The following is a 21,700-nucleotide window of genomic DNA, read 5'->3' as shown; positions in this document are numbered from 1 at the left end:
CCCTTCAAACAGCAGCGGTGCTGCGCCGTTGAACAGAAAACCACCATAACAATCCGTTAACACACAATCAATGGCGAGCCGGGGATTTGGCGCCGCGATCACAGATCATCGGGCGCCGGAGGAGGAATCGCCTTAAGGCTGCGTATCCAACAGATGCCGCACCACCGCCGCGTACTCTTTGGCGTAGCCTTCAACGCTGGTGCTGGCCATGCCGGCATTGTCTATCTTGTATTTGCCGGCTACGTAGAACGACGGGGTGCCGCGCACCTCGAACGCCTTCACCGCTTCGTTCTGCTTGGCGATCAACCCTTTGACCAGCAGGCTGTGGCGCGCGTTTTCATAGGTGGCGGCATCGATGCCGGCCGCCGTGAACACCCGCTGAATATCTTCGGCGCTATTGACGGCGCGCTGTTTCTGCACCGCGTCGAACATCGCCCCTTCAATCTTGTCTTCCACGCCCAGCACCGTCGCCACCGCCCAGGCTTCGGTCAGCTCATTGCCCAATTTGCCCATCAGGCTGACGTGATACCTGGTGACTTTTTCGCCGGCGGGCAGCGCCTGCGCCACGGTGCTGCCTACCCGGTAGGTCTCGGCGAACTGATAGCAAGGGCCGCAGTAGAAGGAGAAGAACTCCACCACCGCAGGCGCGGCGGCTACCGGCTTATCCAGCCGGGTGTATTGCTCGCCCGCACGGTAATCCGCGGCCTGAACCGCGGGCAGCGCCAACATCAATACGACGGCGGCGGCGAACGAACGCTTAACGTTTGCCAACATAAACACTCCTGGTTTCGATTATGAACATCGTCCTTAGCGGCGGTTTTTATAATCAAATAACCGGCAGAAGGCCAGTTTTTATTACCTTCTGTTTATGTGGGATTCAGTCAGCGGCCTTCGTAACCGTCCCAGTAGGCGCCCACCGCTTCCTGCGACAGCACCTGACGGCGTTTAGGATTGTCGGAGCCGCTGTAGGCGCGATTGATGAAAATGGTTTTGTGTTCCATGTTCTGCTGGAATTCCGGGCTGGCCAGATAATCGGCCTTTTTCTGCGCCTCGCTGCGCGCCACGCCCGCCGCGCGATCCTTTTTCCCCTGCTGGTAGAACTGTTCGAACATCGGCACGGCGTTTTTAATGCTGCCGTTCACATCGGTGCGGAATTGCGGGTCGAAGTCGTCGCGCGTTTGATAAACGTAGTGCTTCGCATGCCGCTCCGCGCTGCTGAGGTGGTGGGTGCAGGCGCAGAGCGCCAACAGCGGCAACAACAGCGCCGTGCTTTTCAGTCTTTTCATGTCGTCTGTCCCTGTCAGTGAGGAAGGTTCCTTTAGCGCCAAGAGCATAGCGCCGGCCCCCGGTAAACGTCAAACGACAAAATACGCATCACATTGTTTTATATTAATATTATATACATTGATTGGTATTCATTGCCTGAAACACTATGCTTTAACCGAACAGGGTAAACACTCACCGACAGCGAGGCGGCCAATGAAACCGATCGACAAAAACGTGGGGGAGTACGACCTCACGGCGGAAAAAAAAGCGGGCATGATCACCGGCACTATCCGCGGCGAACTGCCGGACAGCGACGCCAATCTGCCGCTGCTGCCCTTCTCCGGCACCTTTGCCGGCCCGAGCGTGGCCGAAGCCATCGCCGATATTCAGCAGCAGTTCCCCGACATCGAACCGGCGATTATCGACGACCTGCGCGAGGAACTGCTGAAGGCCGGTTTCTAAACCGGATCGCGGTGGCGCACGAACGGGCTATAGACCGGCGCACCGGGCTTCAGCGCCAGATCGGCGTCAAAATCGTCATTGCGGTTGAACCGCACCGCCGGCCAGGCGGCAAGATCGCCTAAGCCAGCCCGATACGCCTGCGTCACCTGCGCCAAAGCGGCGTTCTGCGCCTGCAGCGCCTCGCCCGTCAACCCGCCGCGCACGCCATAAACCAGGAACGGCTCCAGCACGCTAAAGCCGATATAGTGCAGCGCATGCATGATCGGCCACAGCATCAGCCGCATATCGCCGTCGCGCCCGTTCGGCGCGCAGGCCTGAGCGGAGGCGCCGGCGGTGACGGTCAGCAGCGCCCGTTTGCCGCGCATCACGCCGTTTTCATGGCGGTGGCGACTGTCGTAGATCCCGCCGTAAACGAACACCCGATCCATCCAGCCCTTGAGGATGGCCGGCGCGCCGAACCACCAGAAAGGGAACTGCAGCACCAGCGTGTCCGCCCAGCGCAGCAGCTCGATATGCCGCCGGATCTCCGCCGGCAGCGCCTGAGTCGTCCAGTGATGGCGCTGCTCCTGCATCGCATCAAATCTGTCCGCCTGCTTTCTGCTGGGGTAATGGTCTGCGCCTTCACGCGGATCAAACCCCTCCTGATACAGATCAACCGTCTTCATTTGGTGCCCCTGCGCCAGCCAGGCCTGCCGCGCCTGTTCGGCCAAATGGGCATTGAAAGAATGCGGCTCGGGGTGAGCCAGCACAATCAGCACGTTCATCCTGTGTCTCCCGCTGTAAGGTGGTGCTGCTATGCTGTGGCTTTATCGCACCCTTGGCAATTACGCACCTGAAGGTAACCCCCCATGGCCTATCCCGGCGACGTCTATTCGAGTAAATGCTCCGCGCGCGATGCGCTGGCGCTGATTTCCGGCAAGTGGGTGATGCTGATCCTGCCCGCGCTGGCGCAGCGGCCGATGCGCAACGGCGAACTGCTGCGCCGCATCGACGGCATTTCACAGAAGGTGCTGACGCAAACGCTGCGCCAGTTGGAACGCAACGGGCTGCTCGAACGCTTGGATTTAAGTGAAAGGAATCAGGCGCATGTGGAATACCGGCTCAGCGCCGTCGCCTGTTCGCTGGTCGAGACGCTGACGGCGCTCGACCGATGGGCAGAATACCATTTCCCCGAGTTGGACGCCGCCCGCGAGCGCTATGATGCAGACCGCAAGCGCGCGGCCGATTAAAGCGGTTTGCCTGGCAACGCGGGGCGCACAGAATGCGCAGCTGAGACGCTTGTTCCCCGTCGCGCCATCCGTTATCTATAGTTAAATCAATTCGCCGCTAACGGCCCACTCCACCTGAGGATCTTGCCTTGACGTTTTTAAAACACCCTATCGCCGGATTGGTGCTGGCCGGCTGCGGCCTGCTGTCGGCGGGCGGCGCGCTGGCCGCTTCCGATGCGCTGGTGTACTGCACCGTCGCCTCGCCGGAATCGTTCAACCCGCAGCTCGCCAGCTCCGGGCCGACCTTTATCGCCACCTCGCAGGTGCTATACAACCGCTTGGTGACGCTGCGCGAAAGCGATAAAACCCCCGCCCCTTCGCTGGCCACCGAGTGGAGCGTCAGCCCGGACGGCAAGATCTACACCTTTACCCTGCGCCAGGGCGTGAAATTCAACAGCAACAAATACTTCACCCCAACGCGCGACTTCAACGCCGAAGACGTGGTGTTCACCGTGATGCGGCAGAAAGACCCCGCTAATCCGTATCACAAGGTCTCCGGCGGCAACTATGAATACTTCACCGACATGGGCCTGGACAAGCTGATCGCCAAGGTGGAGGCGGTGGACGAGCATCACGTGCGCTTCACGCTGAGCCAGCCCAACGCCGCCTTCGTCGCCGACTGGGCGATGGATTTCGCCTCGATCCTGTCCGCCGAATACGCCGACGCCATGCTGAAAAAGGGCACGCCGGAATACGTCGACAACTGGCCGATCGGCACCGGGCCGTTCGCGCTGCAGCAGTACAAACAGGATTCGCTGATCCGCTACATCGCCAATCCGCACTACTGGCAGGGCGAAGTGGCCAGCAAGCACCTGATCTTCTCGATTACGCCGGATCCGCAAACCCGGCTGGCCAAGCTGAAAACCAACGAATGCCAGATCATCCCCGCGCCGCTGCCGGAACAGTTCGCCGCCATCAAGGCCGACGGCAACCTGTAGCTGCACGACATCACCGGGCTGAACGTCGGCTATCTGGCGTTCAACACCCAGAAAAAACCGTTCGACAACCTGCTGGTGCGCCAGGCGCTGAGCTATGCGGTGGACAAGAAAGCGATCGTCGCCGCGGTGTTCAAAGACAGCGGCACGCCGGCCAACTCGCTGCTGCCGCCGGGCATGCTGGGCTACAACGATCAACTGCCGGAATACGCCTACGATCCGCAGAAGGCGCGCGAGCTGCTGAAGCAGGCCGGGCTGGAGCAGGGCTTTGAGACCGATATCTGGTCGATGCCGGTGCAGCGCCCCTACAATCCGAACTCGAAGCGCATCGCCGAGATGATCCAGAGCGACTGGGCGAAGGTGGGCGTGAAGGCCAAGATCGTCACCTGGGAGTGGGGCCAGTATCTGGCCGGGCTGCGCAAAGGCGAGCAGCAGAGCGCGCTGTACGGTTGGGTGTCGGACAACGGCGACCCGGACAACTTCGCCACCCTGCTCGGCTGCGCCGGGGTGCAGAGCGGCGCCAACGTGGCGCGCTGGTGCGATAAGGATTATGACCGGCTGATCCAGCAGGCGATTCTGGAGAACCAGCCACAGGCGCGCGCCAAGCTGTATCAACAGGCGCAGGTGATCTTCGCCAAACAGGCGCCGTGGCTGCCGCTGGCCACCGGCAAAGTGTTCTACGCCATCCGCAGCAACCTGAGCGGCTATGTGGTGGACGTGAACGGCAGCGATTTCGCCAAGGCCAAATTGAACTGATCCCGGGCGCCGCGGCGAGGGCTGCGGCGCTATTTGCTTCGCTACTTATTAAGCTGCCAGCCTCTGAATCTATCGTCCATTAGCTTCACAACTTACGATGCTAACTGCCTCTCCTGCCGCCAGGCACTTAACCCACTAAATTCATAGCTTAACAAGCGGTTTAACCCCTGGCATTTTGCTTAAACTGCACACGGGCGCTTTCCTCACCTGTAACATTTCGTTACCATCGGCGCACAGACCCTTTAACATCAAAAGGCAACCCGGTGCAGAACACCTACATGCCGTGGCAAATTCGCCTGCACTGGCTGGTGGCGATCCTGCTGGTCATCACCTGCGTCACCATCGAGCTGCGCGGCTTTGCCGAACCGGGCAGCGCCCCCTGGTACGTGCTGGTTGTCACCCACTTCAGCTGCGGCGTAACGGTGTTTGCGCTGATGATCGCCCGCCTGTTCCTGCGCTGGCGCCACCCTTCGCCCGCCATCGCGCCCAAACCGCCTAAGTGGCAAACCGGCCTGGCGCACCTGACGCACACCCTGATTTACCTGCTGCTGTTGACGCTGCCGGTGCTGGGGGTGTATTCGCGCTATCTGGGCGGCAAGGAGTGGTATCTGTTCGGCCTGTCGATGCCGTTCGCCGACGTGGCCGATCGGCCGCAGGCGCGGATGATTATCGGCTGGCACAAAACGCTGGCGTCATTCGGCTACTGGCTGATCGGCCTGCATGCCGCCGCCGCGCTGTTTCACCACTACATCGTCAAGGACAATGCGCTGGTGCGCATGCTGCCGTTGATGAAAAAGCGCTGAATAATTTGGCGCCAGGGATGAATTTTCGGGCCACGCCCGCCGACAGGGAATGACATGCAAACCCAATTTTTTAATGTGACCGTCGAACAATGTGCCTGCCAACAGACGGCGCCGGACAATCTGGTGAGGATCATCGCCGCCGGCCAAACGTTCTTTTTTTACCGTGACGACTTCAGCGACAGCGAAAATCTGCTGGCCACGCTCGCCGCCGGCGATCGGGTGAAGATCGGCGCCCATCGCCTGCAGGACGGCAGCTACTGGCTGCACTGGCTGCTGCACGAGACAAAAGGCCGGCTGGAGCCCGACAGAACGCTGAAATACAAGCTGAAATACTTCGCCCTGCTGGTGCTGGGCGCGGCGCTGGCCGGCGGTTTTCCGGCAGCCTTTTTCATCATGGACGGGGAAGATTCCTGGCTGACCATCGTTCTGTTCTTTATCGCCGTAATCGCCGGCCTTGTCGGCATCGGCATGGTGCTGTTCGTCGGTTCTGAGCTGCTGCTGATCGGGCATCGCGGCCGCAGGCGCCTGCTCAAGGCGCTGGATCGCGTGCTGCAAGGGCAAGACATCACGCCGCCCGGATCGCTCAGCCTGAAAATCCCCGGCATCAAATACCGGGCCGTCAGTGCAGACGCCGCGTCAGTGCCCACAGCGCAGCAAACCGACGTCCCCCTCCCCGGCGGCGTCGAGGCCTCCGGCATCGAGACGGTCAACGCCCTGAGCTACGAACTCCGCCACTATGAGATCCCGCGCCAGGTGCAGTATTTGGACACCTATGCGTGGCGCCAGAAGGAGACGCACTTCGCGTTGACGACCCGCGCGCTCAACGTCCCCAATACCAAACTGCATCCGGTATTTCGTCGGCAACATCCGCTTTTCATCGCCAAAGGCGATCCGCTGCAGGTGCTGTATTGCGAGAACGACACCGTCCCCGAGTTGCCTACGGTGCGTGGGATCATCAACCACCGCGATCGCCAGACTTACCTCATCGGCGGCCGCCGCTACTTCACCGAATCCGGCCTTAACCTGTGCGCGCGCGTTGTCTTCATTCTCGGCGCGATCGTGACGTGCTTTGTGCTCGGCCTGGCGGTGGCGGATAACGCCGATACCCCGGCGGGCTTTTACCTGGATGCCTGGACCCTGCAGCGTCTCGGCAGCGAATTGCCACCGATTCTTCTCTTAATGATGCTGATGGTCAGCGGCCTCGCGCTGTTGATCGAGGGCTTCGCCCAGATCTGCCGCCTTTACTCTTTTGACCAGCACCGCACGTTTAAAACGTTTAAATACCTGCGCAATCTGCGCCGCAGGTTATGGCAGCAGGATCAGGTGACGGAGCTGAAATGATGACGTTAGCGCTTTATAAAAGACCCCTTATTATCCTGACGCTGTTTTTGGCCAGCGCGCTGGGCGTCTATTTCCTCGCCCCAGAACAACGCTATGCGCAGTGGCAATGGACCCAGAGCGACGAAGCATTGCCGACGATAGCCCATTACGATCTCATCCACAGCTACCCGGCGCAGGACGGCGCCCTGCTGCTCATCAGCAAAAGGAGTGAGCGCGGGGCCTACAATAGCTTTTACGGCTGGGCGGCCAACTATCTCAGCCAGGTGTTGTTCAGCGGCCCGCAGGGATTGCAGATGCTGGGGGAACTCGACGAGTCTATCCACGATGCGGTTTGCGGCGGGCAGGAGTGCGTGCTTTTTCTGTCCAAGGGGCGCCGGCTGGTCGATGTGAAACAGGGCACCATCGGGGCGCTGATCCCTTGGCCGGAGGGCGACGACAACCGGCCTTCCTTTATCGGCGGCAAACTGGTGGCGCTGCCGGGTAAACGCGCGCTGTATCTCATCAGCACCGAAGGCGTATTCTACAGCCCGGACTTTGGCGCCCATTGGCGGCAAACGCTGGATCTGCCGGCGCTGTTGGAAGCGCGACAGCTGCTGGGTTTTGAGCGCGGCGAGGAGGACTCACCGACGGCTTACGCCTCCGGCAAGCGCAAATCCATACCCGAGATCTTTACCGCCGTTGACGGCGATCGCGTGCTGTTCTGGATGAATCCGGTGCTCGGCTCCGGCGCCTTGCACATCGCCGTTAACGGCAAAACCGGCGAGGTGGCCGAACCGCATTGGCTCACGGTGCGCGTGACGGAAAGCGCGCAGGCCCCGGATGGCGGCATCTACCTGATCGCACAGACGCTGGAAAGAGGGCTGTATCAGCTCCTGCGTTATCAATCCGACGGGCAGTTGAAGGTGCTGCTGGAGACCGGCGATAAATCGCTGTATCAGCTGTGGGCAGGCAACGACAAGCTGGTCACCCAAACGGATAACGGCGATGCCCGCCTTTCGCTGATTTTCGATCTGCGCTCATCCGACGTGCGCTACCGCCAGCCGTTGGAGTACCGCTACAACGGGCGCGACGACGCACGCCAAACCGTGATCGAACCGGAAAGCCACTATGGCGATGACGGGGAGCCCCCGGCGCTGCCCTACTTCGTTCGCTACCGTTCCACCACGCCGTGAACATGAGGAACTTGCCATGCTGTTAGGTTATGGCGCCGGCGTTGCAGGGCTGGTGGCGCTGTTGTTGGCGCTGCTGCTCGCCGGCATCCTGCTCGCCTGGTGGGGCCGGCGCTACGCTGCCGCCCGCTGCGGCCGCCCACGCCCGCCGCTTTCCTGGGGCGGCTATCTGCTGGCCTCGGCGCTGGCGATCTACCCGGTGGCGTTCGTGCTGATGCTGTTCGACATCGCCATCCAGGATCTCAAGAGCCAGCGGGCGGAAGAACGCTGGAATCGGCGCAGCTACCTGACGCTCGACGAAGCCAAACCGTTCGGTGAAATCACGCTGACGAAAGGCAGCTGGGTAAACCGGCAGGAACCGCGCCTGCCCGGCACCGAAGACAGCCCCATCACGATGGACGGCGTGACCGCCGTGCGTTTTCCTCGGCCGCAGAGCGTGGCCGGCGTGCCGATCATTGCCTTCGAGGTTTTACCGCCGGTAATGGAGCTGGCGAGCGCGCACACCTTCCCCCGCCCGAGCGGCCAAAGGGTGCGCTGCGAAGCGGGTTGGCTGGTCTCTTTCTCTTTACCGCCGGATAAGCCGGCCCCGCAGTGGGAAGAGTGGCAGGCCGGGCTGCCTGCGGCGGCGTTTCGGCCCAGCGACTGGATCTTTAGGGAGTGCTTCCCCGGCAGCCCGATCGCCGTGCTGACCTTGCACAACGGCGAAGTCAGGGTGCTGCCTTAAGCCTTACGCCGTGGCGTTGGGCAAGCGCACGGTCACGCGGTTATTGGCCGTGGGCAGCCGCAGCGGCGCGTCCTGCCAGCTTACCGCGATAACCAAGACCGGCGGCGCCGCTACGCGCGGCGCACGCCCGTCGGGCCCCACGCTGTAGGCATCCCATTCAATCACGAATACGCCGCCGTCTTGCGGCTCGACCCGCTCGACAAAAAAGGTGGTGTCCGAACCGCGCCCGCCCGCCGGTTTGTGCGCGTAGGAGAGCAGGCTGAACCACTCGCCGGCGAAGTACAGATGGTACAGACCGTCGACGATATGCTCGCCGCGGAACTGGCAGCCGCCGACGCTCAAGCCGTCACCCGTCGGCGATTCCGCCACGCGTTCGAGATCGCACACCAAGCGATCGGTCGGCCGGTTATCCAGCAACAGCTCATAAGGCGGCGCGTGCAGCAGCGCGGCAGGATCGTCCGCATGGCGCAAATCCGCCGGTAACGTCGAGCGCGCCGCCAGCGCGCGGCCACTGGGCAAGGCGATCTCCAGACGATCCGCCGGATCCTCTGCCCACTGCGGCACCCACAGACCGCGCACCTGACGCAGCGGCGTGGCCGCCGCCTGCCGACAGCTCGCCCGCAGCCGCGCCAGCGCCTCGGCGGAACCGCCGGCCACTGCTTCCAGCTCGCGATCGGTCAGCGCAGGCAGTGCGTACATCGCCCGGGCGGCAGGTTCGTACACCGTCAGCCCCTCACCCTCGCGGCTGCGGGTCGGGATCAGGCGCAACCTGCCGCCGTCCACGTCCTGCGGCGCCGCACAGGCGCCATGCACAATCGCTCCGTCGCGCAGCAGCAGCGTCCAAAAACTGGGGCCGCCCATGCCCAGCTCCCCCACGCCGCCAATCTGCCGGTCGCTGTCGCCGGCGTGCGTCATTTCAATCGGCTGCGAACGCCAGTCGGTCTTGCGCCACTCTGCGGCCTCCTCGGGGTCTTGCTCGCCTTTTGCGGCGTATTTCGCCCATTGCAGCACGGCGAACAGCGCGATGCACAACGCGCCGAAAATCGGGTAATCCCGCCAAATCAACAGCCAACCGACGATTAAAAAGGCCCAGGCGGCCATGGCGATATCCTTTTTCAAGAGAAAACCGCCTGATTCTAGCGCAGGCGGTTAGCGGGGTTGAAGCCTATGTCATGAATAATTAGCCGTTAAATAGAAAGGCAATAATTTCAGCGTTATTTCTGTGACCATGAAGATCACATAAATAACGCTTCACTGAGTGATTTTAACGTAGAAAAGATAACTCTCTGTATCTCAATGCAATATTTAAACCCGTATTAAAAGGCGAAGAATTAAAGCGGGAAAAAATCGCAATAATTTGTGCATATTCTAAACATTGACTATGTTTAGACATACTCTTTATATGCAGGTAAACATACTGAAAGACAAAAGAGCAAGGCCCTCAAGATAATTAAACCAACCTCGCGCACCGCGTGGGTGAAACACTCTTTACTATAAAAATTCCGAGGATATTTTATCTCCACGGAACGAGTAACTTTGCGTTTTATCAGGCCAATAGGCTACACACCGCAATTAATATCATTATTAGCATTCCGGAGAGCGACAATGAAAATCGTTACAGGCATTATCCTTACCTCTGTGGCCGCCTTCAGCGGCGCGGCTTACGCGGCCGATGCGCAGCCTACCACCGGCAACGCGGAAGTGACGCTGGAACACGTGCACGCCGTGATGGAAAACGGCAGCCCGGCGCCGCAGCACGACGCCGCCTGCAAAAAAGAACTTTCCATGCCGGAATCGAAATATATGGGCATGAAGGTCAAAACCGATTACACCATCAACAGCAGCACCATGATGATGTCGGCCAAATCGATGTTCCCATCGCCAAACGATAAACAGCCGATGGAGCTGACGGTCGATCTCTCCGCGCTGGGCCTGGCGGATGTGTATGCCTTCGGCGCCTTTAAACCGGCCGCGCTGCCGCAGGCCTATATTTATTTCACTATCGACAAGGATTTTAAAAATCCGGTCAGCACCTTTATGGTCATTAACCAAGGCAAGCAATATAACTGCGTGATCTCCAGCTCGAATAAAATGATGAGCGAAGAGATGCGCGGCAAGATGATGAAGAAACAATAACAGAATGAAAAACGGCGCTTCCCTTAACAGGAAGCGCCGTCAGCAAAGCATTAAATCAGACCAGGATTATATTTCTGGTTGAACTTCTCTTCCGATTGGAACAGATAAATAATGCCTTCGATAAAGCCGACAATCGCCGGGATCCCCGTCCAGCAGAACAGCAGGTAGAACAGCCCCCACCACTTCATCCCTAAGTAAAACTTGTGAATGCCCAGCCCACCCAGGAAGATGGCCAGCAGGGCCGCCGCGAGCTTGTCTTTTCTGCTCATAGTACACTTCTCCTTACTTCTCACCGAACCACCGGCATGTCCAAAAAAAGGATGCCGCTCCAGAGAGCGCCGCATCGCAATGCTTACGGAGAAAAACATTCACTCCTGCAAGGCTCAACGGGGGTAATTATAACAGTAATTAATTAAACGGTTGTTTAACCGGCGAAACGGTAGACAAATGGGAGATCGCATTGATTTGACTATGCGCTATCCCTCCGTACTATCCCTGAGGCATAAGTTATTAACAACGCCATATTTAATCCGCTGCAAAAAAGAGTGACAGGAAAATTGCACTCTCTGTTGGCAATCGGAATTTAGTATTTAATTCAATTAATTACCCGATTAACAGCCATCACCCTACCGTACACCAGGGTTCGCCTATTTGAACCAATGGCGTCAAAGCCGGTGTGACAAGTGAGCATCTAATGGGCCAGGCCGCTCAGCCATTACATATTTATCGCCCCTATCGCCCGACGCATCGTCCTTCATACGGCGTTGTATTTCGCCAATCGGTTTACCTCATTTCCATCATTCATTTTGATGTCAACTAAGTCTGCTTTATACAAGCGGCTTTGCCGTCCATCCTGTACAGTGCAGGAGCGGCCATCGCAACTCTCAAATTTTCAATGTCTCAATGACCATTCTTAGGGCGGGGGATACATTGCGATGGGGATAATAAAGAAATAACCCTTCCATTCGCAGGCTGTAACGCTGTAATACCCTGATTAGCACCCCACGCTCTAAATCATCGGCAACCAACTCGACAGGAACATAGGCCAGCCCCAGGCCCAGCCGAGCGGCTTCTGCCTCCATATAGCTGTCAGATAAGGCCCATTGCCCTTCCGGCCGATGAGTGATTTTTTTATCATCCTGATGGAGTTCCCACTGGTATAGGCTGCCGTCGGCAAGCTGATAGGCGATACAGGGATGTGTCTTTAAATCCGCAGGATTTTGTGGAAAACCGTAACGACGAAAATGTTCAGGAGTTCCCACAATCGCCATCTCCATATCGGGCGTAATGCGCACCGCGACCATGCCCTGGCCTACTTCAGGCCCAAGACGGACACCTGCATCGAATCTTTCCTCGATAATATCGACGAACCGGCTCTCGTTCATGAGTTCGAGCCTGATATCAGGATAGCGCTGTTTAAATACCGCAAGCTTTGGCAGCAGGCATTTATCAATCGCGTGCTGGCTGGCATTGATGCGGACCGTGCCGGAAGGGGTCTCACGATAATGCGCCAGTGTCGCAAGCCCAAGATCTAAGGTATCAAATCCGGACTCCGTTTTCTGATAGAGCTGCTCACCCGCTTGCGTCAGCGATAGCTTACGCGTGGTGCGCACCAGTAGCTGGACACCTAACCTTTCTTCAAGCTCGCGAACAGAACGGCTTATCCCCGATTGAGCCAGGCCAAGCCTGTGAGCCGCAGCGGTAAAACTACCTTCCCGTACTACCTGCATAAACAGGTAAAGCTCGTTGTAGTTCTCCCTTTTTGCCATTGATTTACTCCCCCAAGAATGACGCCAGTCTCAGCATTAATTTATAACAATATGGTATTAATCTTAGCAATTATCTCCCTCTAATCAGCATTAATTCTGCTCACTATAATGAGCCCATCAAAACAAAGCACAGCAGCGTTGTCCGTAGGAAACCTGTCTCTCTATCTTGTTTTTCATGGGGATTTTTATGAAAGCTTTCACCCGAACGCTAAAAACCGCAATGCCTGCCATGCTGTTATTCGCATCATTAAGTGGAGTCACGACAATGAGTTATGCTGATTCAGTCAATCCGAATGCTCCTGTTTCGATGATCGATAAATGGGACAAGACGTTTGCCGAGAGCCAGAAAGTCGATCATCGTAAGGTCTCGTTTCAGAATCGATATGGGATCACCTTAGTGGGCGACCTTTATCTCCCCAAAGATCGTGGCGATCGCAAGCTGGCGGCGATTGCCGTCAGCGGGCCTTTTGGCGCGGTGAAGGAGCAATCCAGCGGCCTGTATGCGCAAACGCTGGCGGAACAGGGATTTGTTACCCTGGCGTTCGACCCTTCTTATACGGGGGAAAGCGGCGGCTATCCGCGTAACGTCGCCTCGCCGGATATCAACACGGAAGATTTCAGCGCGGCGGTAGATTTCTTGGGGCTGCAAAAAGAGGTGGATCGCAACCGTATTGGGCTGCTCGGCATTTGCGGCTGGGGCGGCATGGCGTTAAACGACGCCGCAATGGATACCCGCGTCAAAGCGGTGGCCACCAGCGTGATGTACGACATGAGCCGGGCGATGGGCCATGGCGTAGGTGATGGCAAAGACCGTTATTCGACCGCCGACCGTCGTGCCGTTCTGCAGTATCTGAATGAACAACGCTGGAAGGATGCGGAAAGCGGAACGTTCGCACGAGGTGGCCATGATATTAACGTCGACAGCAATGGCAAGGTCAGCGCGGGTGAGCGCATTCTGCCAGAAACCCTGCCGGCCGATCCACATCCGGTGCTGAAGGAGTTCTTTGATTACTACCGCATGCCGCGCGGTTTCCACGAGCGCTCCGTTAACTCGACCGGGGCGTGGACGGCAACGATGCCGCTGTCGTTTATGAATATGCCGCTGCTGAGCTACGCCAGCGAAATTACTATCCCGACGCTGATCGTGACCGGTGAAAAAGCCCATTCACGCTATTTTGCCGAAGATGCTTATAAGGCGGTCGGCAGTAAAGAAAAAGAGCTGGTGATTGTCCCCGGTGCAAATCATGTGGACCTGTACGACAATGCGGCCGGTAAAATACCTTTCGCTAAGTTCGAACAATTTTTCAAAGCCAATCTGAAATAGCCCCTCTACTGACAACCTTAAAAGCCGCCTGTCTACGCGGGTGGCTTTTATTCTGACTTCCGTGAAATCTGACTATGTCTGCACTTAGCCAAACACCATCACCGAATAATCAGCCCGCTTACTGGAGCGGCATTTTTGCCATGACCCTGTGCGTCTTTGTGCTGATTGCATCGGAATTTATGCCCGTCAGCCTGCTTACGCCGATTGCCCGTGATTTAGACGTGACGGAGGGGCTGGCGGGACAGGGAATTGCCATCTCCGGCGCGCTGGCCGTCCTGACCAGCCTGACGCTTTCGACGTTGGCTGGAAATGTGAATCGCAAGTACTTACTGCTGGGGATGACGATTCTGATGGCCGTGTCGGGGCTCGTTATCGCACTGGCTTCCAACTATCTGATGTATATGGCAGGCCGCGCGATGATAGGTATTGCGATCGGTGGATTCTGGTCGATGTCTGCGGCAACGGCAATTCGTCTGGTGCCACAGCATCAGGTTACGCGTGCGCTGGCTATTTTCAACGCCGGCAATGCGCTGGCGACGGTAGTGGCAGCGCCGCTGGGTAGCTATCTTGGAGCGACCATCGGATGGCGAGGCGCTTTCTTGTGCCTGGTCCCCGTCGCGGCCGCGGCCTTTATCTGGCAGTGCGTGAGTCTGCCGGGTATGAACGGCAATAATAACCCTGCGTCACGCGGATCCGTATTGCGCCTGTTCAGTCGCCCTGTTGTCTCCATTGGCATGCTGGCTTGTGGCCTGTTCTTTATGGGGCAGTTTGCGTTATTTACCTATGTGCGTCCGTTTCTGGAGTTGGTGACGCGGGTTGATTTCTCTGGCTTGTCGCTAATTTTACTGGTTATCGGTGTGGCCGGTTTTATTGGCACGCTGGTTGTCCCGGCATTCCTCAATAGGAAATTCTATCTAACGCTGATGGCCATTCCTGGGCTGATGGCTGTCATTGCCATCGCCCTGATTCTTGCCGGGCATAACGTTTGGGCTGTCTCGTTGCTGTTAGGCCTCTGGGGCATGCTGGCAACCGCCGCGCCAACGGGATGGTGGACATGGATTACACGCACGCTGCCCGAGGATGCGGAAGCCGGAGGCGGCCTGATGGTTGCGGTGATTCAGCTCTCGATTGCTCTTGGTTCAACGGCAGGTGGCATGATGTTTGACAGCCTGGGATGGCGAAGTACTTTTGGCTTGAGTGGCTTATTACTTCTTGGTGCGGTAGCGATGGCGTTTCTTACGTCCCGTCAAAATAGCAATACGTACTAGCGTAATCAGTTTGTTCAAACGAGCTCTCAGCCATGGCAGTGAAAGCTAGCCGAAAATTCAAGACCGAACAGAAGTACGCGCGCGCCGGATTTTACCGGACAACAAACCAATCGATTCATTGTAATTCAAAGCGTTTAGGGATAATTAAGGATGTGGCAGGAAGAGATGAGGGTGCCGATGACAGGAGTAAAAAACATCTTCAACCAATTTTTTTAATAAACTTATTTTTGCAAGGGAATCTAACCACACACCAATATGAATCCCTGATGTTGCTATATGCATTCTGAGCACTACTACTATAGGCCGTGTAACAAGTGAGCATCTAATGGGCAAGGCATGCCCTGCCCTACAGGGCGACGCATCATTCTTAACACGGCGCTATATTTCGGCAATCAGCCCGCTTCATTTCCATTATTCATTTTGATATCAGCAAAATCTGATTTTATACAAGCTGCTTCATCGTCCAATGGCATATTGTCAAGGTCATAAACTCCGTCGTTCTTTGAAGAAATATCTCGTTTTAGCTTATAAAATAAAGCTTCAATATTAACTTGCTCTTGACCCTTCACCGCCACCAATTCCAACGTTTTATTTATTGCCGCGTCACAACTCAGAGCACTTATCAATACACGGGCTATTTGTTTACGAGATATCACACCATCTTCAGGCGTTCCAGCATGGCGTCGGTCTCCCTGAAGCATGACGAGTTTGTGTTCATCATCATTGTTGTAATCAAACCAGCCGGGCCTGACGATGGTATAGGGGTGACCGCTAGCCCTGACCAGACGTTCAGCACGTCTTTTCCAGTCATGAACCTCAGTACGTTGATTCCATGTACTGAGCCGCTCGGTGACACCAATTGTTGTCATTAAAGCAATGCGAACAGGTACATCCTTCAACACTTTCAGGATATTACGCACGCCGCCATAATCTATCGCTCTAGCCCCAATGCGCCCCTGGCCATCGGAACCGAGAGTAAAAATGACTGCCTCAACATCTTTCGGTAAATCTACCAATGTCTCAGGCATTGAAACATCACCGTAAAAAACATCAGCTCCACGAGGAAGCAATTTTACTTTTCTCTTGTTTCTGACCAGCGCTACGGGCTGATGGCCCATTTCAATGGCGGTATTCACGACATGAAGACCAACACTTCCTGTCGCGCCTGCAATGAGTACTTTCATGATAAACCTTCTGATAATTCAGACTTATTTTCGATACAGTCAGAATATCAATTTTCATTATTTCCAGTAATGGGGCTAAAATGATTGTGTCTATGAACACCCTTCATAAATGCGCTTTGAAGGGAATGCTTCCATAAGGAAATCGCCAATGCTCAAAGAAAATTTCAACGAACTGCAAATCTTTCTTGTGGTAGCGAGGGAGCGAAGTTTTACCAAAGCAGCGGGTAAGCTGGGCGTTTCCCAGTCTGCACTCAGCCACGCGATGAAGGCACTGGAGGAAAGGCTGAATATCCGCCTTCTGACCCGCACGACCAGAAGCGTAGCCCCTACAGAAGCCGGCGAGAGGATTATTGCCTGCCTTGAACCTCGTATTGCCGATCTTGAACAGGAACTGGAATCGCTTGTTCAACTGAACGGCACTGCCTCCGGCAATATCCGTTTATCTGCCGGAGAGCATGCCGCGCGAAATCTGGTATGGCCGAAGTTAAAACCCTTCCTCAGGGAATATCCGGAAATTAATCTCGAACTGGTGGTTGATAACGGCTTTGTCGATATTGTTGAGAGGCGTTTCGATGCCGGGATCCGTCTGGGTGAAAGCGTGGATAAAGATATGATTGCGGTGAGAATTGGGCCGGACATGAGAATGGCCGTAGTGGGAGCACCATCTTATTTCGCTGCAAATCCTGCACCTGAAACGCCGCACGAGCTACAAAATCATCGGTGCATCAATATGCGCCTGCCAACAGCCGGTGGACTTTACCATTGGGAGTTTGAGAAGGATGGGAAACCGTTACGAGTCAGAGTGGAAGGCCAGGTCACGTTTAATCTGCAGGCGGAAAGGATTGATGCGGCGTTATCCGGTTTTGGCATTGCCTGCATACCTGAGGACAGGGTGCAGGATTATATAAAGTCAGGAGAGCTTATTCAGGTTCTGCAGGACTGGTGTCCATCTTTCCCCGGATACTATCTTTACTACCCGAGCCGTAAGCAGCATCCGCCCGCGTTTGCACTGATGATCGATGCACTTCGCTACTCGGAATAACGAGTCCGCCATTCACTGCAGACCCGTCCGGGCAATTAACGGCCTACGCGAGCCTGGGGCTCAGGAGAGTAACGTTCGCCGACAATTTTAATCGTTTCAAGCGCGGAGACTTCAAGTCCGGATTTACCCAGATAACGTTTTTGCATTGAACGAATACCTCCTTATTGCGACTTAAACATCAAGTTTGCGGCCAGTCAGCCATTCCACCATCGCGGGGTCGCGGTGAGAAAAGAAGGCGCTGGTTGCGGTATCGAGTGCGGCGATCTGCAGCATATCTTCAGAACTGAGTTCAAAATCGAGAATGTTGATGTTCTCTTCCATACGTTCTTTCCGCACTGATTTCGCCAGCGAAATGATGCCTCGCTGGAAGATCCACCGCAGCACCACCTGGCCAACACTTTTGCCGTACTTCTGACCAATCGCTGTTAACACGGGATGCTGGAACAGGCCATTTTTACCTTCTGCAAACGGTGCCCAGGCCTCCGGCTGAATGCCACGGCTTTGCATCCATGGAACGGCATGCAGTTGCTGGTTAAAGGGGTTAACTTCAATTTGGTTTACCGCAGGGGCAACGTTGTTGAAGGCGATAAGATCGGCCAGTCTGTCAGGATGGAAGTTGCTGACACCAATGGCGCGAATTTTGCCTGCCTGTTGCAATTCTTCCATGGCCCGCCACGCCCCATGGACATCACCGTAAGGCTGGTGAATCAGGTACAGGTCAACGTAATCGAGTTGAAGTCGATTCAGAGAGCGTTCGAACTGTGCTTTAGCGCCTTCGTAGTTAGTATCCTGCAGCCACAGTTTGGTTGTAACAAAGAGTTCGTTACGGGCGATACCGATCTGTTTCAGCGCATTCCCGACCTGGGTTTCATTCTGGTAAGACGCGGCGGTATCGATCAGACGGTATCCCGTATCGATGGCATCAATAACGGCTCTTTCGCATTCAGCGGCATCAGACATCTGAAACACACCAAAGCCCAGCAGGGGCATTTCAATACCGTTGTTCAGTTTTACAGTTTGCATGACGTTATCCTTCATCTGTTGTGTTGGAAAAGCATAACTCAAAGTGATTTATTCGATTAGGTGGGATAATTAGCTAGGGTTTATTAGACGTACTCATTAATTTAGAGGAGGCTGACTGCCGACTTTATGCCAGGATTAGGCTACTTTATTTTTTATAAAGCTGATGTTTGTATTGAGCCCTCATGATTGAGGGCTCAATACTATCTAGCTCTACTGCAGTTTTTTCTCTTTCAGAAACTGACTCACCAAATCAGCAATCTGCACATTATTTAAATCGGAGAATGGGAAGTGGGTATTACCTTTTATCCCTACTTCAGGTAGATGCGTCACAGTGACATCCCCGCCATGTTTGTTCACCGCGTCACGCCATTCACGAGCCATCGCCAGACGTACGCGCCAGCTGTCCTGCGCGGGCATGGCTACCGGTTTATCCGGTATGTTATCGCCGTAAATAATCAGAATCGGGATTTTGGTCAGTGCCATAAATTGCTCCATTGGCACAGGCTCACCCTTCAGTGTGTCGAACGCGCTTGGCATAGGGGCTGGGAGTTCCTTCTCCGGAAAGACAAAGCTGCTGCCTGGCTCGAAGGCGACAATGGCTTTGACCTTGTCGTTTTTCATCGCCGTGTACCAGCCTGGTCCACCACCCTGAGAGTGGGTGAAGAGGATAGCCGGGCCGGATTTATCTACGACGGCGGACATCGCATCAGAGATGACATTGATATCAAACGGCCCGGTATTCGGGGTCATCTGACGGAAATACTGGTTCAACGCTTCTTTGTCGTGAGAGAACTGAACGCCTTTAAAATACTCCGGCCACACGCCAACGCGGAACTGGTTGAACCACATCTGTTCATCCGGTTTAGGCGTAACGGTACCTTCTACAGTCGTGCGCCCGGCGCTGCCCCGACGTGGCTGATCGACAAGATAAGTTGAGAATCCACGCCGCAGGAATATGTTCTGGAAACCTTCACGACCATCCGGAGTGCTCTCCCAGGTACGGGAGAACTGACCTGCGCCGTGCAGCATCAGGATAGGGTATTTATGCGGATTTTCCGGGATTTGGTAGAACACAGAAGCATGATCGCCATGGTAGGTTTGGCCAGCAGAATCCAGCGGCTTTTTTGCGTCAAATGTTCCTGGTGCGGTGATGATAGTGCCACCAGCAGAAAAGCTTCCCTGTTCCTGAATGACCAGCGGCTCAGCGTATACCGACTGCGCCACCAGGCCACCCGCCATCACGCAGATGGCCAGCGTTTTTAAGATTGTCTTCAAGATTACATCCTCTGTTATGTTTGCCGTTCAATCATATCTGAGTTGTCAGCGATAATTATTTAGCCCCCCTGATTGCCCTTATTTGGCAGACTCATGAATGCACACGATTAATTGCGTATGGTATCTAACCAACGGGTGACCGTTTCAGTCGTTCTTCGCTCCTGGTCACATTCAATGACCAGCGGTTTTTCCCGGCGGGCTGTTGGGACGAGACTGGCAAGGATGTCGTCGCTGTCTCCTTTACCATAGCCACCATGAGTAATGAAGGGGATGAGTAGTTTGCCCGCAAGGTTGTGGCTGCTGAGAAATGCTTGCACGACAGGCGGCACGCTGGTCCCCCAGATCGGAAAGCCTAAATACACGGTCTCGTAGCGTGAGATATCTGCGACGCTATTTTTCAATGCGGGTTTGACTCCTCGCTCACGCTCATTTTTCGCCTGTTCAACGGTCTGAAAATAGTCTTCCGGATAAGGTGTTGCCGGTTCAATTTCAAATAGGTCGGTGTTCAGGCTACGGTGAATGACGCCCGCAATCACCCGTGTATTTCCGCTGCGAGAAAAGTACGCCACCAGAATTCGACTTTTACCCTGCACGTTTGCGTTTCCGGTGGCAGCTGTCGCCAGGGAGACGTTCGCCAGCGTGAGCCCGGCAAGTGCGGTGATCAACATTCTGCGGTTGGGATCATGCTCCATTACTAACTCCTAATTGTTAGCGAGCGCCTGCTGCAGCGCCTTTTCAGCTCGCGTAGCCGCATCATTTTCGCCATGTTCACGCAGAACCTGTGCCAACTGGCGCAGCTGCGCTGCCGTCAGGCCAACCCGTATGCTTGCTCGCGTATGCGATAACAGCTGGGCTTCAACGCCTGGTGTGGCCGCCAATGCGCCAACCGTTGCCAGCTCGCGGCTTTGCCAGTCGAGGTTATCGCGGGCGAAAATGTCCCCGAACAGATGCGTTTGCAGGAACTGGTTAATCACCGGTGCAAAATCAAACAGTGGGCCCTGGACGGGAGCGCCTGAGATTTTCGTCTGGTTTGCGGTACCGACACGGCGAAGTTCATCCCCGACAGGAATCGGGGCAGCGGGGTCTTTCCCCTCAAGGTCTTGGATGCCACGTTGTTTACGTGCTTCGACGACCTTCATCAATTCACTAAGCGCATTCAGGCTACGGGGGAATCCCGTGTAGGCATAAAGCTGGACGAGAATCTCTTTGGTTTCGTTTATCGTGAGCCCGGCGTCAAGTCCTTGGTTCAGTGCGGTATTCAGCTTATCCATCTGGCTGCTGGCCATCGATGCCGCAATCAACGGGATGGCCTGTTGGCGGGCTGACAACGTAACTGAAACCGTTTGTTCGTGGTTCATTTCCGAGGCTCCTTTATTGGCGGGCGCAGCATGTGCCGTGAGACCAAAACCAAAGGTCAGCAGTACCGCTGCCGCTAATGCCTTAATGGCCGTGGTATTGTTCATCTGTCACTTTCTCCATCCAGTTAACGCTTTTGCCATCCACAATCCCGGTTATCGCCAGATGCGTCATCGCGCTGCCGGGTGCCGCCCCGTGCCAGTGTTTGACGCCCGCCGGGCAAGAAACAACGTCGCCAGCGCGGATAACCTGTACCGGCTGGCCTGCTTGTTGCGTTAGCCCAACACCCGAGGTCACAATCAGCCGCTGACCTGCCGGATGCGTATGCCAGGCGGAACGAGCGCCGGGTTCAAAGGTGACATAAGCCCCGGAAACATTGATGTCGTTATCCGGTTTGAAGAGAGGATCAACCCGGACGCGACCGGTAAAGTTCTCGGCTGGCCCATACACCGCGTTCTGACTTCCTGCGGGGGCGATATGAACAGCGGGATTTTGTTCCGCTGCCCAGGATGAAAATGTGAAGAGGGGCAGTAACACCCCGAGGTAACGTAAATGTCCGATCATGCAAAGCGTCCTTATCGATGTAGAGGGAATTGCCT

22 protein-coding genes and 1 pseudogene are annotated in these 21,700 nt (G+C 55.9%); 11 read left to right on the top strand and 12 right to left on the bottom strand.

What is annotated here, in order from left to right; genetic code table 11:
* Window positions 1-132: 132 nt before the first annotated feature.
* Together SSARUM2_RS04210 and SSARUM2_RS04205 are read right to left on the bottom strand one after the other, a co-directional pair.
* Window positions 133-774, bottom strand: coding sequence for a DsbA family protein (locus SSARUM2_RS04210; protein ID WP_049196452.1), 642 nt, complete (start codon window positions 772-774; stop codon window positions 133-135).
* A 107-nt stretch (window positions 775-881) separates the two neighbouring features.
* The gene (locus SSARUM2_RS04205; protein ID WP_049235148.1) at window positions 882-1,286 is read right to left on the bottom strand and encodes an Exc2 family lipoprotein; all 405 of its coding nucleotides are present in this window, start codon (window positions 1,284-1,286) and stop codon (window positions 882-884) included.
* Between the two features lie 193 nt (window positions 1,287-1,479).
* Here SSARUM2_RS04205 and SSARUM2_RS04200 point away from each other — a divergent pair, with 193 nt between their 5' ends.
* A complete protein-coding gene (locus SSARUM2_RS04200; protein WP_019454278.1) occupies window positions 1,480-1,728 on the top strand; it encodes a hypothetical protein in 249 nt (82 codons plus the stop codon).
* On the opposite strand, the gene SSARUM2_RS04195 is transcribed toward SSARUM2_RS04200, so the two are convergent.
* Window positions 1,725-2,492 (bottom strand): NAD(P)H-dependent oxidoreductase, encoded by a 768-nt coding sequence (locus SSARUM2_RS04195; protein WP_049235147.1) that lies wholly within the window; start codon window positions 2,490-2,492, stop codon window positions 1,725-1,727. The genes SSARUM2_RS04200 and SSARUM2_RS04195 overlap by 4 nt on opposite strands.
* A gap of 84 nt (window positions 2,493-2,576) precedes the next feature.
* Between SSARUM2_RS04195 and SSARUM2_RS04190 the strand changes: the two genes are divergently transcribed.
* The 6 genes and pseudogenes from SSARUM2_RS04190 to SSARUM2_RS04165 all read left to right on the top strand — a co-directional run bounded on the left by SSARUM2_RS04190 (window position 2,577) and on the right by SSARUM2_RS04165 (window position 8,724).
* Window positions 2,577-2,957: a helix-turn-helix domain-containing protein gene (locus SSARUM2_RS04190; RefSeq protein ID WP_047569126.1), complete on the top strand. Its 381-nt coding sequence runs from the start codon at window positions 2,577-2,579 to the stop codon at window positions 2,955-2,957.
* Window positions 2,958-3,085: 128 nt separating this feature from the next.
* Window positions 3,086-4,687 (top strand): annotated as a pseudogene (locus tag SSARUM2_RS04185) (ABC transporter substrate-binding protein).
* 278 nt (window positions 4,688-4,965) lie between these two features.
* A complete protein-coding gene (gene cybB / locus SSARUM2_RS04180) occupies window positions 4,966-5,490 on the top strand; it encodes a cytochrome b561 (protein ID WP_041037876.1) in 525 nt (174 codons plus the stop codon).
* 54 nt (window positions 5,491-5,544) lie between these two features.
* The gene (locus SSARUM2_RS04175; protein ID WP_049235145.1) at window positions 5,545-6,831 is read left to right on the top strand and encodes a hypothetical protein; all 1,287 of its coding nucleotides are present in this window, start codon (window positions 5,545-5,547) and stop codon (window positions 6,829-6,831) included.
* Window positions 6,828-8,003 carry a hypothetical protein gene (locus SSARUM2_RS04170; protein ID WP_049235144.1) on the top strand — a complete coding sequence of 392 codons (1,176 nt, stop codon included), beginning with the start codon at window positions 6,828-6,830 and terminating at the stop codon, window positions 8,001-8,003. Before SSARUM2_RS04175 ends, SSARUM2_RS04170 begins: the two co-directional genes overlap by 4 nt.
* 16 nt (window positions 8,004-8,019) lie before the next feature.
* A complete protein-coding gene (locus SSARUM2_RS04165) occupies window positions 8,020-8,724 on the top strand; it encodes a hypothetical protein (protein ID WP_049235143.1) in 705 nt (234 codons plus the stop codon).
* 3 nt (window positions 8,725-8,727) lie between these two features.
* On the opposite strand, the gene SSARUM2_RS04160 is transcribed toward SSARUM2_RS04165, so the two are convergent.
* Window positions 8,728-9,843, bottom strand: a complete 1,116-nt coding sequence (locus SSARUM2_RS04160) for a hypothetical protein (RefSeq protein ID WP_223479938.1) — start codon at window positions 9,841-9,843, stop codon at window positions 8,728-8,730.
* A 486-nt stretch (window positions 9,844-10,329) separates the two neighbouring features.
* Here SSARUM2_RS04160 and SSARUM2_RS04155 point away from each other — a divergent pair, with 486 nt between their 5' ends.
* Entirely contained in the window at window positions 10,330-10,860 is a 531-nt protein-coding gene (locus SSARUM2_RS04155) for a hypothetical protein (protein ID WP_039567038.1), read from the top strand.
* A gap of 50 nt (window positions 10,861-10,910) precedes the next feature.
* Here SSARUM2_RS04155 and SSARUM2_RS04150 read toward each other — a convergent pair whose 3' ends face one another.
* Both SSARUM2_RS04150 and SSARUM2_RS04145 read right to left on the bottom strand, forming a co-directional pair.
* The gene (locus tag SSARUM2_RS04150; RefSeq protein WP_015376761.1) at window positions 10,911-11,129 is read right to left on the bottom strand and encodes a TM2 domain-containing protein; all 219 of its coding nucleotides are present in this window, start codon (window positions 11,127-11,129) and stop codon (window positions 10,911-10,913) included.
* 615 nt (window positions 11,130-11,744) lie between these two features.
* Window positions 11,745-12,629 carry a LysR family transcriptional regulator gene (locus SSARUM2_RS04145; RefSeq protein ID WP_033647407.1) on the bottom strand — a complete coding sequence of 295 codons (885 nt, stop codon included), beginning with the start codon at window positions 12,627-12,629 and terminating at the stop codon, window positions 11,745-11,747.
* A 187-nt stretch (window positions 12,630-12,816) separates the two neighbouring features.
* Here SSARUM2_RS04145 and SSARUM2_RS04140 point away from each other — a divergent pair, with 187 nt between their 5' ends.
* Window positions 12,817-13,953, top strand: coding sequence for an alpha/beta hydrolase (locus SSARUM2_RS04140; RefSeq protein ID WP_033647518.1), 1,137 nt, complete (start codon window positions 12,817-12,819; stop codon window positions 13,951-13,953).
* A 140-nt stretch (window positions 13,954-14,093) separates the two neighbouring features.
* The gene (locus SSARUM2_RS04135) at window positions 14,094-15,221 is read left to right on the top strand and encodes an MFS transporter (protein ID WP_033653329.1); all 1,128 of its coding nucleotides are present in this window, start codon (window positions 14,094-14,096) and stop codon (window positions 15,219-15,221) included.
* A 392-nt stretch (window positions 15,222-15,613) separates the two neighbouring features.
* Here the strand turns inward: SSARUM2_RS04135 and SSARUM2_RS04130 are convergent, their stop codons facing one another.
* On the bottom strand, window positions 15,614-16,405 hold the full coding sequence (locus tag SSARUM2_RS04130; protein WP_060452690.1) for an SDR family oxidoreductase: 792 nt from the start codon (window positions 16,403-16,405) through the stop codon (window positions 15,614-15,616).
* A gap of 148 nt (window positions 16,406-16,553) precedes the next feature.
* On the opposite strand from SSARUM2_RS04130, the gene SSARUM2_RS04125 reads away from it, so the two are divergent.
* Complete coding sequence (locus tag SSARUM2_RS04125; protein WP_041033515.1) at window positions 16,554-17,447, top strand: LysR family transcriptional regulator; 894 nt, start codon at window positions 16,554-16,556, stop codon at window positions 17,445-17,447.
* A gap of 171 nt (window positions 17,448-17,618) precedes the next feature.
* Here SSARUM2_RS04125 and SSARUM2_RS04120 read toward each other — a convergent pair whose 3' ends face one another.
* From SSARUM2_RS04120 to SSARUM2_RS04100, 5 genes are all read right to left on the bottom strand, one after another.
* Window positions 17,619-18,470 carry an aldo/keto reductase gene (locus SSARUM2_RS04120; RefSeq protein ID WP_041033513.1) on the bottom strand — a complete coding sequence of 284 codons (852 nt, stop codon included), beginning with the start codon at window positions 18,468-18,470 and terminating at the stop codon, window positions 17,619-17,621.
* 210 nt (window positions 18,471-18,680) lie between these two features.
* A complete protein-coding gene (locus tag SSARUM2_RS04115; protein ID WP_041033511.1) occupies window positions 18,681-19,745 on the bottom strand; it encodes an alpha/beta fold hydrolase in 1,065 nt (354 codons plus the stop codon).
* Window positions 19,746-19,852: 107 nt separating this feature from the next.
* Window positions 19,853-20,437, bottom strand: a complete 585-nt coding sequence (locus tag SSARUM2_RS04110) for a flavodoxin (protein WP_041033509.1) — start codon at window positions 20,435-20,437, stop codon at window positions 19,853-19,855.
* A 9-nt stretch (window positions 20,438-20,446) separates the two neighbouring features.
* Window positions 20,447-21,208, bottom strand: coding sequence for a carboxymuconolactone decarboxylase family protein (locus tag SSARUM2_RS04105; protein WP_041033507.1), 762 nt, complete (start codon window positions 21,206-21,208; stop codon window positions 20,447-20,449).
* On the bottom strand, window positions 21,186-21,665 hold the full coding sequence (locus SSARUM2_RS04100; RefSeq protein WP_060452689.1) for a cupin domain-containing protein: 480 nt from the start codon (window positions 21,663-21,665) through the stop codon (window positions 21,186-21,188). The genes SSARUM2_RS04105 and SSARUM2_RS04100 overlap by 23 nt, the downstream gene beginning before the upstream one ends.
* Window positions 21,666-21,700: the final 35 nt, after the last annotated feature.

The organism is Serratia sp. K-E0102, from assembly GCF_029962625.1.
Taxonomy (GTDB): domain Bacteria; phylum Pseudomonadota; class Gammaproteobacteria; order Enterobacterales; family Enterobacteriaceae; genus Serratia; species Serratia sarumanii.
The sequence above is the reverse complement of the archived record's forward strand: the minus strand, read 5'-3'. Positions and strand labels throughout refer to the sequence as shown.